The 17,353-nt window shown below is 46.0% G+C and carries 9 protein-coding genes; 1 reads left to right on the top strand and 8 read right to left on the bottom strand.

The window, feature by feature from the left end; translation table 11 throughout:
* Nucleotides 1-25: 25 nt before the first annotated feature.
* From M2444_RS26750 to M2444_RS26785, 8 genes are all read right to left on the bottom strand, one after another.
* Nucleotides 26-7,399, bottom strand: coding sequence for a pectinesterase family protein (locus M2444_RS26750; protein WP_280788492.1), 7,374 nt, complete (start codon nt 7,397-7,399; stop codon nt 26-28).
* Nucleotides 7,400-7,480: 81 nt separating this feature from the next.
* Complete coding sequence (locus tag M2444_RS26755) at nt 7,481-9,067, bottom strand: glycoside hydrolase family 43 protein (RefSeq protein ID WP_280788493.1); 1,587 nt, start codon at nt 9,065-9,067, stop codon at nt 7,481-7,483.
* A complete protein-coding gene (locus tag M2444_RS26760; protein WP_280788494.1) occupies nt 9,064-10,035 on the bottom strand; it encodes a pectinesterase family protein in 972 nt (323 codons plus the stop codon). The genes M2444_RS26755 and M2444_RS26760 overlap by 4 nt, the downstream gene beginning before the upstream one ends.
* Nucleotides 10,036-10,052: 17 nt before the next feature.
* Complete coding sequence (locus M2444_RS26765; RefSeq protein WP_094871822.1) at nt 10,053-10,946, bottom strand: dienelactone hydrolase family protein; 894 nt, start codon at nt 10,944-10,946, stop codon at nt 10,053-10,055.
* Nucleotides 10,946-12,316: a glycoside hydrolase family 28 protein gene (locus M2444_RS26770; protein WP_280788495.1), complete on the bottom strand. Its 1,371-nt coding sequence runs from the start codon at nt 12,314-12,316 to the stop codon at nt 10,946-10,948. The genes M2444_RS26765 and M2444_RS26770 overlap by 1 nt, the downstream gene beginning before the upstream one ends.
* A 5-nt stretch (nt 12,317-12,321) precedes the next feature.
* Nucleotides 12,322-13,479: a glycoside hydrolase family 88/105 protein gene (locus M2444_RS26775; protein WP_280788496.1), complete on the bottom strand. Its 1,158-nt coding sequence runs from the start codon at nt 13,477-13,479 to the stop codon at nt 12,322-12,324.
* Between the two features lie 99 nt (nt 13,480-13,578).
* Entirely contained in the window at nt 13,579-15,126 is a 1,548-nt protein-coding gene (locus M2444_RS26780; protein ID WP_094877111.1) for an extracellular solute-binding protein, read from the bottom strand.
* An 88-nt stretch (nt 15,127-15,214) separates the two neighbouring features.
* Nucleotides 15,215-16,150 carry an ABC transporter permease gene (locus tag M2444_RS26785; RefSeq protein ID WP_373455834.1) on the bottom strand — a complete coding sequence of 312 codons (936 nt, stop codon included), beginning with the start codon at nt 16,148-16,150 and terminating at the stop codon, nt 15,215-15,217.
* 305 nt (nt 16,151-16,455) lie between these two features.
* On the opposite strand from M2444_RS26785, the gene M2444_RS26790 reads away from it, so the two are divergent.
* Nucleotides 16,456-17,340 carry a carbohydrate ABC transporter permease gene (locus M2444_RS26790; protein ID WP_094871828.1) on the top strand — a complete coding sequence of 295 codons (885 nt, stop codon included), beginning with the start codon at nt 16,456-16,458 and terminating at the stop codon, nt 17,338-17,340.
* The last annotated feature ends 13 nt before the right edge of the window (nt 17,341-17,353 follow it).

Genomic DNA, 17,353 nt, shown 5'->3' on the forward strand with positions numbered 1-17,353 from the left:
CACACAGGGTGTCAACTTGAAATGTTTACAATAACTGAAACAACCGATACACAATCACTGCTGCCTGAGCCCGAGTAGCATGTGCTTTAGGTGCAAAGCTGTCCTTGCCAACTCCTTGAATGATGTTTGCACCTCTCATAGATTGAACAGCCTCTAGCGCATAGCCCGAAATACCAGATGCATCAGTAAAAATAGCTGACTCGCCTAACCCCGTTACCGGAAGCTTGGCGACTTGTGCCGCACGATAGGCCATCAATGCCATTTCCTCACGGCTGATGGATTCATTGGCACCGAAAGTACCATCAGGTCTGCCCTGAACAATACCAAGCTTCGCGGCGGCAGCAACAGAGCTATAGTACCAGTCATTCAGCGCCACATCCTGGAATGTACTTACTGCGCTGGCATCATCCAGTTCAAGAGCCAGCATCAGCATCTTCAGGAACTGTGCCCGAGTTACATCCAGCTGTGGTCCGAAGTTATGATCTCCTACTCCCTGCAGAATTTCTCTGGCTGCAAGAGCATGAATACTATTTTGTGCCCAACCTAGTCCAGCGATATCATTAAAAGAATTCTCTGCATACCCTACTGTAAATCTGCTGGAATCCTCTGGTCTAAACATCATCTGCCCTATTCCTGCGTTGTATTGGGAGTTTCTAACGACTTCCATTGTCCCATCTGCACGAATTTGGTAAATTACTATTTGCTCTACTTCCGAAGTCGTCTTTGGTTTGAAATCCAATCCTACCTTCAGTCCACGTCCAAAACTATCAAATCGCTTACCATCAACAAAGAATGTGAATTCATAAATATCCCCGACATCGGTCTGAAGTACCAGTGTCTTTGCATCCACTCTGCCTACTACAAGCTTAATATTCGAAGCGTCAGATCCAGCCATTGCACGAAGCAGATCAGCATTTATTCTGAAGGTGGACAGACCCATATCTATTTCCAATGACTGCATACCATTTGTTGCAGCTTGTGCCAGTTCATGAGCTGGTAGGGTCAGTTCAACCACCGAGCTGTCCGCGGATGGCTTCACTTCAATGCTTAACCCTCCGCTCTGCATCGAGTTTATGGCTTGCTGTAGAATAGTCGCCGTGATCTTCGCAACAGCCTTGCCCTTCGTATCTGCTGTCACAGAAAGAATGACTCTCCCTGCGTTCACTGCTGCTTCCGGTAATTTCTTCGGCTCCACTGTTGATGATGAAGACGTATCCCCTGATTCTGAAATCTGAGTATCCGCAATAATCTCAATAGACATTATACCTGCAACATCTGAGCCATCTTTGGCCGTCGCCTTCACAGTTACTTTACCCGCTGCTATAGCGCTGAGCAGACCAGCATCCGTAATGGATGCGCGCTCAGCCGCAGATCCATCCTCATTGACCACCGACCATATGACCGAGGGATCTGATGCATGTTCTGGTAGGACCGTAGCCAGCAGCTGCAGGGTCTCCCCTTTTTTAATTCGGCTCACATTGTCTTTGGTTGCCACTTTAATTTCCAAGACTGATATCGGAATGATTCGAACAATGGACTGTGCCTCGTGCAGAATGTCGAATTCGCCATCTGCGTTCGAGCCGCGGAATGAGATAAATCCAAGCGGTACAGCCATTTCACTGGTCATCTTCTTGGCCTTAAAGATCATTTCCACGAATTCTGCATCGTCAGTCAGGACATTCTCTGCCTTGGTCCCGGTTACACTAACTCTTATTAGACCTGGAGTTTCTTGTTCAATATGAGTAATTCTCAATTCATCTGGTATAGTCTGGACGGATACAAATTCTACACCCGTTGCATCGAATTCCAGCTTAAAGTCTACAGCATATACTTCTTTGTAGACGGAAGTAGTTACATTCGTGAGCCCGACACGATAAGCAAACGCTTGACCTGACGATACGGTAACAGGTCCTTTCAGCGTTGCAACAGGTAATTCTGCTATAGGTTCACCTTGACCACTGATGTTGATCTCTAGACTTCCTGTCACTCCACTGCCATCCGCCGCTCGTGCAGTCACTTGAATCGTCCCGTTTTTTCTGGCTGTAAGCAAACCATTCTCATCAATAACCGCCTTATCCGTAGAGGTTATACCATCAGAATCAGTCACAGCCCAGCTAACATTAGGATTCGTCGCATTCTCTGGAAGAACAGAAGCTGCCAGCTGCAAAACCCCACCCTCTGAATCAATGCTGCTGGCTCCATCTTTACTCTTTACTGTAATTGAAGACACATGTATCGCAGGAAGCTGTGCTTGATTGACCAAGATTGTTGATTTCTGCGGATTCCATCCATCATTCCCACCAAGAACGGCTTGAATCGTATAGGCTGCTGCCTCTTCTGTCGTTAATTGCTTAGACCAGCTATAACGTAAAGATGCGTTACCTCCCTCACCATAGCTCAAATACTCGGAGAAACGTGCTGTCTTGGATCGACCTTCATACCATTCATGCCATCCAGTCGCACGAATATGTGCATCCATCTCCGTGTTGATGAAGATTGAGCTGCCATAATCTCTCCAGGGTCTCCCCAGATCCACTGTTCCAGCAGCTACACCATCATTCGCTGTTAGCTGATTGTTGATGAACACATAGCCTGGCTTACCTGATTCAGTGGAAGGTGCAGTAACATAACCAGCACCTGCACTTTGTATCACATTATTCTCAAATACCGCAGGAGAATTACCGAAAATGAAATCTACCGTACCTTGAATATGGCTGTCGACGAAATAGGCTCTCCCCTTATCCGCGAACAGGGTATCCTGATATCCAAGAAGCTTCACATTCCGGTATACACCCCGGTCCCCTTCAGCATACAAAGCAACTGCCTGACCAGCATTCAATCCTGCACTATTCTGAACCGTCATATTCTCCAGTGTAAAATCTGTTGCCGCAGCTTTCAGTGTATAGCTGCCACTGGTGCCCACTTCTTTGCCATCTGAGCCGATGGTTTTGGCTGAATCTCCATTAACAAGAACGGTACCCTCTCGGCTCTCCCCGATCAGGTTGATCTTCTTCTTATTAGAAGGAACTAGAACCTTCTCATTATAGATGCCGTTCTTTACCTTAATAATCGTGGTTATGGCATTATTATCAGGCGCTGCCTGGATGGCTTCATTAATTGTCTTATAATCTCCTGCCCCATTCTGATCCACGATAATCACAGGAGCTGGAACGACATGAACCATCTCGGATGGAACACTGGCCCCCTTATCTCCGATGGCTATTACCGCATATTGATAGGCATTACCGTTGGTTAATTCTTTATCGGTATAGCCTGCTGCTTCAATCCCTTCAGCTACGACCACATAGTTTCCCCCGCTCTCCGAGCGTACAATTTGGTAGCTGCTCGCTCCATCAGCTGCGCTCCAGATTAGACGAACTTCATTGTTGCCCGGCTCTGCCATAACTTCTTGTGGAGCCTGCGGCTGACCGAAGTTCTGGTATGAAACCGCTGGGGTAACAGCTGAGTCCAGACTACTACGGGTACCGTCTGTAGCCTGGACCTTGTAATAATACGGCGTGCCGTTTACTGTCTTGCGGTCAATAAAGCTTGTGCCGCTTATATCAGCACCAAGCACTTCATAAGGTCCGTTCGAAGATAAAGCACGTTTAACTATATACTGGCTCGCATCCTCGATCACTGCCCAACTCAATGTCATCGCACCATCACCAGCTTGAATGGAAACCACCGGCGTTTCCAAAGGAGCTGCCGGAGTGGCAATAACAGGCTCCGACGCTTTGCCTTCTCCGGCAACATTTGTCGCCGATACAACATACCGATAGGCATGCCCGTTGGTTAGTCCTCCAATACGATAAGTTGTTCCGACGATGTCTTTTACCACAGTTTCATAGCTGCTTATGGCTTCATTCCACTTCTTGATAGAATAGCTTGCTGCATTCTCCACCACATCCCAGCTCAGATCTAGCTGAGTATTCCGACTTACAGCAGCAAGTGACTCTGGCGCTGGCAATTTCACCGCAAGTGAGGATGGGATAACCCTAATTTCATTAGAATTCCCTGATTCACCCGTAGGCGCCATCGCGGAGATCACATAATAATAAGTAGTTTCATTAGTTACTTCTGTATCAATATATGATGTCTCTGTAATAGCACTGGCTATGGTATCGTAAGGCCCCCCACTCGTAAGGCTTCTCTTAATATTGTAAGAAGTCGCACCTTCAAGAATAGGCCATTTCAGCTGAGCTGCTTCGTTCCCTGGGAGACCTGTCAAACCAAGTGGCGTTTTGATCGGTTCAACATACACTTTAAGATTATCTAAATAATAATGACCTTTTCCTCCACCCGGCGTCTTGGACAAAATACGCCCAATACCATAGCTGGCAAAATTCGTAGTTGTAAAAGGAAATGCGCCGGCAAGCTGATTATCGATGTATACCTCAACTTTATCATTTTTCACATCGACCTTCAGCTTAAGGTTATACCACTGATTTAATGAATAGGAACTCATCAGTTGATGATACTGGCTGCCTCCTCTGCTCATAGTTAATGTAAATTTGCTCGAATCCTCTGGAAGCGTTGGCTTTCTGCTCTCGATAGAGAACGCCGTTTTGGTTCCGTCTGTACTCTGGGCTTGAAGGAATATTGAGGTTCCCGATTCTGCCGCAAACATAAAGTCAGTATCAATGACTAACGCACCCGTAATGGGTACGAATTTACGGATAAACTGCACATTGCCGTTTGCTGCATCATACACATCCAGTACTTTGGCTGAGGTATTGCCCTTACTGCCGGATGGTGTGGCAGATACAATAACCTTTTGCGTTTCGGTCTGTGGTTTCGGAGTGACCTCATAATATTCAGGAGTCACACCCACGTCGACCTGCTCATAGTCCTCATCTACGTAATAAATATTCCCAGCCTCACCGTTAGGCGCAGCGCTAGCCTCCATGGAATCGAAGCTTTCTCCAAGTTCATTCACCGCACTAACTACGTAATAATAGGTTTTCCCTGGGCTCAATCCAGAATCCTTATACTGGCTATCTAGGACATCTGTGCGGATCGTCTTGTAGGGACCACCTGAAACCTCACTACGTTTAACACTATACGACTGAGCAGTTTCTACCGTCTCCCAGTCCAGCTTCACCTTCTCCTCGCCTGCTGTTGCCGTAAGTACACGAGGAGCACTCGGAAACTTATCCCCAAGCGAATTTAGCTCCACACCACTGAAGACAGAAGTATTATATCTGTTAACCTTGTTGTCTACTTTTGCTGCATCGGCTCCAAGACCAAAATAAACCGTGTCACTAAGACCAAGACTTACTGTACCGACCTTACTCCAAGTTAACTTATCTGGTGATATTAGGCCCGTCACTTCATTACCAAGACGAACCAATTTAACCCAATAAGGCGTATTGATGAAGCTTTCTGGCTCGGTTTTTATTACCTTGGCCCCTTCAGTAGAACGTGTAATTAGAACGCCTTTCTTGCCATATTTAACATAAGGGATCGCCAGCAAAGCCATCTTGGCATTATCCTTGAGGCTATCACGAATCATGACTCCTGCTTTCGCATAATCATCAGTCGGTGTCACGGAATCAATTTTTGCGATAATTTCTCCGTTGCCTTTCAGGGTTTGATAAGCAAAGTGAAAGTTATCAACCGCGCTTTCGCTTTCCGAAGTTGCTCCGATAAGTCCAGCCGACTTGAGCGTGATTTTGCCACTCTCCGGATGAAGTGTGGTCTGTCCGGCAATCCCTGGATGGCCAATATCCACTGACGTCCACGGGAGCGTAGAGCCTATTGTATTAACATGAATAGCCACGTTATCCGATTGTGTCTTAAGACCCTTATGGTCTATGGCCTGAACAACGAGGTAATGGGTCCCGTCTTGAACATTGTTCCAATCGAAACTGTAAGGTGCAGTGAGATCTTCCCCTAGCTTCACACCATTTACAATAAACTCCACTTTAGCAATTCCATCGCTATCACTCGCAGAAGCAGTTACGTTCACCTTACTACCTGACTCAAAGATTTGATTATTCGCAGGATAATTGATAGCGGTTACAGGATTATCTATGTGCTCCCCCTCTGCTTCACCTTGAATAATTAGATCATTCAAATATACTTCCAGATTGGTGTAACCTTCCATAGAAAGCGTCGTTCCATTGCGATCTTCAGGATCGGAAGGAGACAGACCTTTCGCCAGCTCCCATGCGTCATCCATTCCATCATGATCACTATCCACCACGCTTGATGCTGTCTCTGGATAATCGGGATACCCGCCAATTTCAATAGGAGAATTAATATGCTGCCCGGTACGGTTCTTCACATCATTAATGACTCGTGCATCATAGGCATCTCGTCTAGGCAGAGTGGCTCCCGCATCAGCCAGTACATTTACGTAAGCCTCCTCCGCTGACACCGCTTTATACGGATTAGGCATCGTTGCAGGCTCTGCAAGCTTAGAGATATTGGAGAACTTCTGCACACCTTTCCAATTGTCCGCAGTAACTTCCGGACTCCCCTCCATTATGTTCCCATCAATAAACAATCTGGTTTCTGGAGCCACTTCCCCGAACAATTGTTTATTCACACTGCTGTAGGTGTTTGGTCCATTTTTATAGTAATTATTAGTAATGTTATATCGATAATCCTCTGCTCCGCCACCATAAGTCGAGGCGAATCCCCAGTTATAAATAACGTTATTGGTCATCTCCGTCAGATCAATCAGCTTGGTGATCGTAGGTAATCGAGGGTTACGACTCGTACTATGAGCGATTAAATTATGGAGATAGCTGGCATTTTTACCACCCCAAATCCCCCCGTAACCATGGCGACCTTTTTGATGGCTAGTCATCAGCATACTTTCAGCAGATATCGACCATTGCACAGTAGTATTCTCGTTATCGTACAGACTGACCACTTCATCCACGGACCAGCTGAATGAGCTATGGTCAATAATAATATCCTTATGGTATCGTGATCCAAAGGCATCATCTTCACTAGCTACCCGGTCTCCTAGCCGGAAACGCATATACCGCATAATAATATTGTCCGCCTCAACAGATGTTGTGTAGTCGGTAACTGTGATCCCGTCACCTGGAGCCGTTTGCCCGGCAATCGTCAGATTGGAGCCGGTAATCTTGAGGGATTCCTTCAGATGGATGGTCCCTCCCACACGAAAGACAATAGTCCGATTGCTTTGGCTTACCGCATCGCGGAAAGAACCTGGAATGGGTGTTTCCTTGAGACCGTAATCAGCCAGCGTCGTCACTTCATACACAGATTGAGCTCTTCCACCGGTTACATATTTCCCGCCACCTTCCGCGCCGGGAAAGGCAGGAAGCGCTTCCAAATATGCAGCCTCAACACCCCCAAACGGTATACTTGTTGCGAGAAGACCTGCGACCAGCGCCCCAGATAACCATTTCCTCTTCATACAAGACCTCCTACTATCTATTGGAATAGGAAAGGGGCCTGATCCATTTGAAGCAGAACCCCTTCCTTAGTGAAGCCGTGTTTATTCCTTGCCCTGATAATGGAAATGAGCAAAATCAGCACTGCTGCCACCAGACTGCTGCATATCATGCGCTGCAATCCCAACAAAATTTCCAGTGAAACCACCCGATAAGAAGCTGATATTGTGTGGATCGCCAAGCAGCTTCCACTCCGTATCCTCACTGGTTTGATACATAAATTGACCCGTTACTTCCTTCACCTCAACTGCGATTCGAAGTGCTTCTCCCGCTTTCAGTCCAATCCTTACAGGTTCGGCAGTGAACTCATCCCTCTCACAACGCATTAACCGCAAGACCTTTCCAAGCCCTTCTTCATGACTGATGTACGCATACAGATAGTTATCTTCATTTAAGTATAGGAGCAGCCCCGCCATCTGAAGATAGCTAGACGGTTCATATTCAAGCGCTGTTTCTGCACGGAAACTCTTATCGGTCTGACGAATAGCCAGAATATGATGCTCAAATAGACTTTGTACCGATTCCCCAGCCCTGATCCTTAGCCATCCCGGTCTTTCAGCTAGAGAACACCAGCTTTCATTCCTAGGAATTCGTAATGTATTCCAGTTTTTCTTCAGCTCTGGACCGTTAAAGTCATCTTCAAACGCAATTATCTGCGCTTGTTTGCGTGCTTGCGTCCCTTTAGGTGCAGGCACCTCTAGTAGCGGTGTATTTCCGCCAGAGGTTAGTCTTAGCCAGCCGTCCTCATTCCAATACACCTGCTGAATAGCTGTCTCTCTCCCCAGAATGGCGAACTGACCTTCCAGTGGACGGGTGCACAAATGAGCCATGTACCACTCCCCATCAGGTGTCTCAACTAGACTTCCATGGCCTGCGCATTGAAGCGGAAGTTCAGGATTATTCCGAGAGGTTAACATCGGATTGAGCGGATCGACCTCATACGGTCCGAGTAGCGCTTTAGATCGCGCCACGGTTACCGCGTGCCCTGATCCGGTGCCCCCTTCCGCCGTAATTAAATAGTAATAGCCTTCCCGCTTGTAAATATGTGGTGCTTCCGTCTTCTTGAGCGATGTACAATCAAAGATCTTAACGGACTCTCCCCTTAATTGACGCTGCTCAGGATCGTATTCCTGAATCACAATACCGCAGGACTTATTGCCTTCTGTGATGCGGTAATCCCACAGCTCATTCAGCAGCCATTTTCGCCCATCCTCATCATGATACAGAGAAGGATCAAACCCGCTGCTGTTCAGATAAATCGGCTCAGACCATGGACCCTCGATTGACTTCGCAGTCATCAGAAAGTTGTGGCAATCTTTAAAGGGCCTTTTGGTACTTTTCACGTCGGTATAGATCAGATAGAACAAGCCGTCATTATAACTAAGCTGTGGTGCCCAAATACTACAGTTGTTTGGATTGCCACGCAGATTTACCTGATGGGTTAGAACATCTGTACAATGCTCCCATTCCACCAAATCAGTTGATTGATACACACGCACACCAGGCAACCAGCCAAACGAGGAGACGACGATATAATAAGTTTCCCCTGCTCTTACGATACATGGATCTGGATTAAACCCTCTTAATACCGGATTGCGGATAACTGCGGTTTGAATATTGTCTGTAATCATTGTTGTGCTCCTTCCGAATTCCAAAAATTATTTCCTTTGAAAACTACATTCGCACTTGGCATCTCGTCTTCCGCTTCATAATATTGCACCCATTCCACTCGCTGACGCTTCAAGCTGTTGGCATTCCGGATCCCGTGTTCTCGATAGCGGGCCGTTCTACGATTCGCTGCATTTCCCCAGTCGTTCCATCCCTCAGGATGAATATGACTCCCCATCAGACAATTCACATACTCGGTAGCGGCATGCTCCCGCCATGGACGGCCTAAATAGACATCCCTTACATTGTCTGATGCAGTCAATACACATTCATTGAAAATATAACCGTACTCAGATTTTTTTGGTGTGGAAGCTGCGGTAATATAACCCGGCTCGCCATTAGAACGTTGCAAACTGTGCAACTCACAATGATCAAACCATGCTGTCGCGCCACCAAAAATGTAATCCACGGTCCCTTCAATTCGGCAGTGCTGGTACATCTGACGATAGTGGGCATGATGTTCTCTCAAGGGGACACCACCGAATCCTCCCCCCTTCTTCGAAGCAGACGGTAACGGCCCCGTAAACAAAGTGTCCTGATACCCCTCAAAGGTACAGTAACGAAAAACCGCTTCATCACAGTGAGCATATACGGCAATTGCTTGCCCGACGGTATCTCCCTGTCCAGCCGTATTCGAGATGACCAGATTCTCCAGTGTCAGCCTACGCCCGCCCAGAAATAGAGTAGGAGTAGCGAACGTGCCGATTTCTTCTCCGTATTCGTCCCTTTCTTTGGCATAACGGTTCATCCGAATCTCAACCGCCCCTATTCCAATAAGGGTTAGGTCCGAACGGTAAATTCGCACCTCTTCTTCATAGAGGCCTGACAAGATATATAAGGTTTCAGGCTGCATTGGAAACTGCTCTTCAAGAGCATCAACAGCCTCTTGAAGGGTATGATAATCGCAAAAATCTTCTTTCCCCACCAGCAAAGAGCATCCCTCTCATCCTATAAATGCTTGGTCATAAACGATTTCCAAGCTACCCGCATTTCAAGGGTTTCCATATGTCCGCTACCGGATATCATTGGTTTCCAGTTCTCTGGACTCCCTGCCATTCGGTACTTCTCATGTAGGCCTGAGGCTAAAAGCTCTACCCCTTCGAGCGGACACATCCGGTCATTGCGACCCGTCAGACTCATACGAGGACGAGGGGCAATTCTCGACTGAATATCAAGTGTGGTATAATGCTTCAGCAGTCCTGGAACATAAGAATAGAACCCATGATGGTCCAGTCCTCTTTTGGCGATTAGGGTATGAGCATCTACCTGTCCGCATATATCAACGGTTACCTTAATTCGTTCGTCCAGCGCAGCCAGCCACCAAGACATCAGCCCACCCATAGACATTCCAATCGTCGCCACCCGTGAGGCGTTTATATCAGGCCGTTCAGACATATAGTCAAGCAGACGTCGGCAGTCATGCAGCATCATTCCCCATAAGACCTGACCCTGCCAGAGCATTTCCTTCACTAGCTCACTTTCAGTTTTGCCCCGCCGTTCACCAAAGCACCACACATCGATGCAGCAAGCAGCATATCCCATACCCGTAAGCGTCTTTGCAAAAGAAGGCTGCTGCAGATAAGGACTGCTGCAAATGAATTCATTCCGTCCATTCTCATAATTCCCTCCATGGGAATGGTTGAAGATAACGAGTGGAAAAGGACCCTGCTGTTCAAGCGGAAGTGCAACATATGCCGGAACCTTCTCTATACCATTCAAATCCAGCAAAAGCGTCTCTAGCCGATAGCCGTCCCTTTCCTCTACACATAACAGCTGCACAGAAATCGGCCTGTTCTCTGGAAGATCGCCAAGCAGAGCTGTAAGTTTATCCTGTTCTAGCATCAGTCTTCCCGCCCGCTCAAATCTTCCTGTGAAGGAGCGACGGTCACCTGTTGGACTAACTCCTCCACTTTACGAGTGTTTTTAGACTGGCAGCCGCTAATGTCAATCGCCTCTCCATTTTCAATATAAAAAGCAGGTCCCTCATGATTCTCAATCGTTACTTGGCGGAAGCGGATGTCTTTTACGTTGCCAAGATAGAACCCACGATTACTCATATCCTGAATCCCAGACATCATTGCCGGACGACCAGGAATCGCGTCTTCTGCCATCGATATATCAATATCTGAGAAGGTAATCTCCGAAATATACTGCTCTGCTAGACCGTATAGAAAACCAGCAGCAGCATGAACGTTCCGAGCAGTAATGTTGGCAAAGTGAATACGTCTGAAGCAAGGCGTTTCCTCGGTAATCGGATAAGGATTTTTGTCCCACACATATTTGTCCTTCCCACGAGAACCACAATAATAATAAAGATTAAGGATAAACGGACAAATCACGTCATCCATCACGATATTACTAACACGGATATCTTCGACAACACCTCCGCGTCCACGTCTAGATTTCAGCCGAATACCGCGATCCGTCTGTTTGAATACACAGTTGCTAATAACGATATTACGGATATCCCCGCTCATTTCACTTCCCAATACAACCCCGCCATGTCCATGGATCATCGTGCAGTTCGTAATCGTAATATTTTCGCAGGCGATTCGCTCCTTCGTTTCCTCTGTTCCCGCTTTAATGGCAATGCAGTCATCACCTACATCAATATTGCAGTTGCTGATCCGGACATTCACGCAGGATTCTGGGTCAATGCCATCCGTATTGGGCGAATCCGCCGGGTTAAAAATCGACAGATTATCTATCGTAACATCTTGGCAACAGATAGGATTCACAGTCCAGCTAGGGGAGTTCACAAGTGTCAGATCTCTAAGTGTTACTCTACGGCAGTTATCGAAGCTGATAAGCTTCGGGCGAGGAAAGATCAGCGACTCGGGGGAATTACGTATCTTATCCCACCAAGATGCTCCCCCTCCATCCAGCTTGCCTGCACCCGTAACCGATACGTTTTCTAGATTGATCCCAAAAATACAAGAAGCATGAACTTTCTGCTTTACTCCCTCCCAGCGAGACTCCATCACGGGATAATCGTTCGGATCAGAGCTGAATTGAAGTACGGCTCCATGGCTAAGCTGTAGCTCAATGTTGCTCTTCATAAAGATTGCACCGGTATGATAAGTGCCAGAAGGAACATAAACTATTCCTCCTCCAGCTTCGCTTGCTGCCTGAATCGCGCTAGCAATAGCTTCCGTCGAAGACTCCGTACTATTAGAGTGTGCTCCATAATGTACTATATTGTAGAAAGTCATAAGCTTCACTCGCTCCCTTTCATCACGGCAGGACGCTGCAAATATTCGTACTCACCACAAGCCAGAAGAAATGCGCCAAGCCCTTTTTGATCATTGGTAATGATAGGTTCACTGATGTAGTAGGCATACGTACCATCTCTTCGATCATCTCCTCCAAGTCCTGCGACTTGGCAATTCTTGTTCAAGTTGACCCAGCCATGCCTCGTTTCCATTACAAATTCCGTCAGAAGACCCTGATAGGCATGGTCAAGCATTTCGAACCAGCTGGCATTCAGTACACCGAGCCGTATGCCCTTAGCCAAAGCATAGGTAATCATGCTAGAAGCTGAAGCCTCCAGATAATTGCCCTTACGATCGCCCATGTTTACTACCTGGTACCAAACTCCGGAATCAGCATCCTGAACCTTACGAAGGGATGTCAACGTATCGGTAAGAATACGCACTAACTCATCGTAATCCGCATGTTCCGCAGGGAGTAAAGCAAGTGCATCCACCAGCGCCATGACATACCAGCCTAACGAGCGCCCCCAGAAATTGGGAGACAATCCCGTTTCGGGATCGCACCATGGCTGTACCCGCTTTTCATCCCAGGCGTGGAACATAAGACCTGTCTCTGCATCCTTGGTATGACGCTCACACAGAATAAATTGCCGGGTCACATCATCCAGACCCTTTCCGCTTTCATATTCTAGTAAATACTCCAGATAGAAGGGCGCGCCCATGTACAAGCCGTCTAGCCAAATCTGATACGGATAAATATTCTTATGCCAAAACGCACCTTCCGAGGTTCGAGGATGCGTTGTTATCTGCTTCCTTAACAAATCTGCAGCCTTTTTATATTTCTCCTGCCCCGTTTCTTTATGGAGAAGAAACAGTAGCTTTCCGTTATTTAGATGATCAATGTTGTGTTCATCCAAGTGGTAACCCTTCACTGAGCCATCCTCTTCTATAAAATAATCCATATTATCTTTGATATATTGATAATATTTAGGCTCTCCCGTCTGTCTCCATAGTAGCTCAAAGCCCTTCAAAATGACGCCATAATCATATGACCACTTTCCATGATATCCTTTATCGTTATATAGTCTTGGTGTTCGTTCCATGATTGAATCAGCCATACGGATACCCCAGCTGGTACTTCTAACTGCAATGTTGTCGGCCATTTCTTCCTCCTGTTTGAATAAATATGGTCCTAAACGTTTCACTTTCGTTTAGGACCCATTCACTATTTTCTTATCCTGTAGTCTGTATTAATTAAGGGTTTACCCTTTATAAGCAGCCTCATATTCAGAAATCACCTTACTGCCTCCGGATTTCTTCCACTTCTCAATCTCAGCCTTATACTCCTCCACATTGATTTTGCCAAGAATATATTTATAAGTAGCATCTGTCACAATCTTCTGCAGTTCAGAACCTTGGGTTGAGAACGTCTCCGACTCCAGCGAGTAAGCAGGATTCAGTACAGCATAATCGGCATTCTCCTTGATCAGCTTCTCGGCTTCTACTTTGAGCGGATCAGCATCATGAATAGTGAATCCCAACTCTAAAGGACGGGAGCCTGCAAATGGCTGAACCTCCTGTTTCCACAGATTTGTATCTTTAATGGTAACGGCCTGATCCGCATCGATGGTGTAATGAACATCCTGAATTCCATAGGTCATCAAAGCGTAGACCTCTTCATTCATGAGATCATTAATAAATTTCAATATCCGTCTAAGCTCATTTTCATCCTTGACCTCGGATTTTGGGAAAGACAGCAGTCCACCGATTCCGTTGTTAGCGGACCAAATTGCGCGATCTGCTTCATTGCCTGTGGAGGTGATATTGTTAACCATGACTAAATCCATATTATCCTGAATGCCTTTAGCCAAATTCAACAGGTTCTTGCTATCAAACAGAGCTCCAACATAAATTCCGGCCTTCCCCTGTGCAAAATTCTGCTGCTGATCTGTTTTAGCTGTCACAGCGAAATCCTGATTAATATAGCCGCCATCATAGAGTGCTTTCATATAATCCATGGTTTTAATATAGGAATCTGTGTCAAATTCAGGTGTCATTTTCCCTGTGTCGTCTACACTCCATATATTTGGTGTTCCAAAGTAGGAACCCAGGGTCTTGAAGGCTCCATAAATAAGATCGCTACGATCCATAAACCCTGTAGTGTCCTTCTTGCCATTTCCGTCAGGATCCTTCTCGGTAAACGCTTTCGCAATTTCCATCAATTCATCGGTTGTTTTTGGCACCTGCAATCCCAGCTTATCCAGCCAATCCTTACGAATGACCACACCATTTCTCGCCAACGGCTTTTGGAAGGGAACCCCATACAATTTACCGCCAATGGAGGCCGAGGTACGTGTGTCTTGTGAAATCTTTGCCAGATTCGGGAACTCATCCAGATAAGGACTTACTTCCCAGAACATCCCCGCCTTTAAAGCGTTACGTACCGAGGAATTATCAAGGATAGTCAGGGTAACGATATCCGCCAAGGAATTGGAGGCTAGCGATGTATTAATCCGTTCTTCTTTGGAAGCATCGGGTATCCATGAGAATTCAATCTCTGTATTCGTAGCTTCTTCTATTTTGTCCAGAACAGTATTTGTAGGTGGAGTCGGAGTCTGCAGGATGTTCAGCCAGCTAATCTTTGCTTTAGACTCTAAAACATCAGCTGGTGTCGCTGTCGTCTTAGCCGCTGAATTCGTTCCCCCATTTGAAGAATTTGACTCCTTCGCGTTATTGCCTCCTCCGCATGCAGTGAGTAACAGCCCGCTACACAGCATTAAGGCTGCAAGTTTCTTGTAATTGCGATTCATCAACATTACCCCTTTTTTAAATGTATTTGTTGTTTTATCTTCCACCTCTGCCTAAAAGACAGAAGCATGAATTAGAGTCCTGTACAAGTTAGTAAACACCATCTTCTCCGATTTTCTTAGCCAACTTGTTCGACAGAATCACGAGAACCAAGCCAACCACACCTTTAAATAAACCTACGGTGGTACTGAAACTCAACTGGCCGTTCTTTAGGCCCGCGGTATAAATGTAGGTATCAAAAATCTCTCCAACCTCGCGGTTCAATGAATTAATCAGTAAGTACATATGTTCAAAGCCTAGATCCAGCGTATGACCAATCTTCAAAATAAGTAAGGTGATAATAATGGGTCGAATCGCTGGCAAGGTGATATGCCATGTTTTGCGCAATCTGCTTGCTCCATCCATTTCAGCTGCTTCATATAACTGGGTATCTACTACAGTAATGGCTGCCAGATATATAATCGTCGACCAGCCAATCTCTTTCCAGATGATCTGTCCAATGTACACAGTACGCAGCCACTCTGGAGAAGTCAGGAAGCTGATTTTTTGCATCCCGAGCGCGGCCATCATCTCATTCAGCACCCCTCCATCCACGTTCATAAATACATAGGAAATGGAGACGATGATCACCCATGACATGAAATGGGGGATATAAATAATCGTTTGAATGGTGTTTTTGAACAGCTTGTGTTGAACCTCATTGAGCATCAACGCCAGTATAATCGGGAGCGGAAAAAAGATAACAATGTTTAAGGCAAATAAGATTAACGTATTACTCAATAGCATAAAGAAGGTTGGTTCGGTAAACAATCGGACGAAATGCTTAAGCCCAACCCAGGGGCTATCTGCTATGCCCAGAAACGGCTGATAATCCTGAAAGGCAATAATAAGACCGCCCATAGGCAGGTACTTAAAAATAACAAAATATAGAAACCCCGGCAGTATCATCAGATACAATAATTTGTTTCTTTTTAAACTCAGCCAGCTATGCCCTGTTCGCTTTTTCCTCACTGGTTTGACTTTCATGTTCAGCATGGTGACGTTTGCCTCTTTCACCTGATCGGCCTCCTTGATCGCGTTTCCTTACGATTCTCAGATTACGATCATTCGTCCATTACGTATATAATCTTCAGATACTGATACTACGAAATCCGCATGGTTATAGGCTTTTTCGTTCCTCCACCTCTTATAGTGATTACTACAATACATAAGGATCATCTGCAATTCCGCACGCTTTTCACGCCCAGAACAAAGCCCAAGCTAATGATTATATACGGAATAACAGACCCCTGATAAAGTTTCATTGAAACGATTACAAGGAGGATAACTGCATGACGCAACCATCTTTTAAAAAATTAACTTTGGGCAGCCGGCTGTTTACAATTGTAAATACCACACTACTTTCGCTCATTGCCCTCATCTGTCTTTTACCCTTTGTCAATGTGTTTGCCAGCTCTTTTGCTTCAACGCAGGAAGTGGTAGAGAAGAGGTTTATCCTGTTCCCAACAACCTTCTCTCTGGATGCTTACCGTTATATACTGTCAACGCCCACGATTTTTAAAGGGTTAGGTGTATCCATCGGTGTAACCTTAGCAGGGACTGTTGTAAGTATGATTCTTACTGCTTTAATGGCCTATGGGTTATCTAGAAAGTATCTATATGGAAGAGATTTTATCAATTTTGTAGTCGTGTTCTCCATGCTGTTCAGCGGGGGGATGATTCCCACTTTTCTCGTGGTCAAATATTTCGGGCTCATCGACTCCTACTGGTCCATGATTATGCCGGTTGCGATCAATGCCTTTAACCTGATCATTATGCGCAACTTCTTTCAGGCTCTGCCGGAAGGACTCGAGGAATCCGCCAAGATTGACGGATCCAATGATTTTGGTGTTCTGTTCAAAATCATGCTTCCACTAGCGCTGCCCTCTATCGCGACGCTCTCCCTATTCTACGGGGTAGCTTACTGGAACACTTATATGAGTGCAGTTTTATATATGACAGATTCTACGAAATGGCCAATTCAAGTGCTTCTGCGTCAGATCGTAATCGTCTCTAGTGGTATGCAGGGTGATAATGCTTCGGTCGATATTCTCCCGCCTGCACAAACTATCAAAATGGCGGTAATCGTAGTCGCTACCGTTCCAATGTTGATTGCTTATCCTTTTGTACAGAAGCATTTCACAAAAGGAGCTTTGCTCGGTTCTGTTAAAGGCTAAGCTTCCATAAGAT

This window comes from Paenibacillus sp. PastF-3 (genome assembly GCF_029893135.1).
In the GTDB taxonomy this organism is placed as follows: domain Bacteria; phylum Bacillota; class Bacilli; order Paenibacillales; family Paenibacillaceae; genus Paenibacillus_AQ; species Paenibacillus_AQ nitricinens.

Excerpts from the sequence above, each read along its gene's own strand:
- M2444_RS26750 (WP_280788492.1), bottom strand. The coding sequence starts at position 7,399 with ATGAAGAGGAAATGGTTATCTGGGGCGCTGGTCGCAGGTCTTCTCGCA.
- M2444_RS26755 (WP_280788493.1), bottom strand. The coding sequence starts at position 9,067 with ATGATTACAGACAATATTCAAACCGCAGTTATCCGCAATCCGGTATTA.
- M2444_RS26765 (WP_094871822.1), bottom strand. The coding sequence starts at position 10,946 with ATGCTAGAACAGGATAAACTTACAGCTCTGCTTGGCGATCTTCCAGAG.
- M2444_RS26770 (WP_280788495.1), bottom strand. The coding sequence starts at position 12,316 with ATGACTTTCTACAATATAGTACATTATGGAGCACACTCTAATAGTACG.
- M2444_RS26775 (WP_280788496.1), bottom strand. The coding sequence starts at position 13,479 with ATGGCCGACAACATTGCAGTTAGAAGTACCAGCTGGGGTATCCGTATG.
- M2444_RS26780 (WP_094877111.1), bottom strand. The coding sequence starts at position 15,126 with ATGAATCGCAATTACAAGAAACTTGCAGCCTTAATGCTGTGTAGCGGG.
- M2444_RS26785 (WP_373455834.1), bottom strand. The coding sequence starts at position 16,150 with ATGAAAGTCAAACCAGTGAGGAAAAAGCGAACAGGGCATAGCTGGCTG.
- M2444_RS26790 (WP_094871828.1), top strand. The coding sequence starts at position 16,456 with ATGACGCAACCATCTTTTAAAAAATTAACTTTGGGCAGCCGGCTGTTT.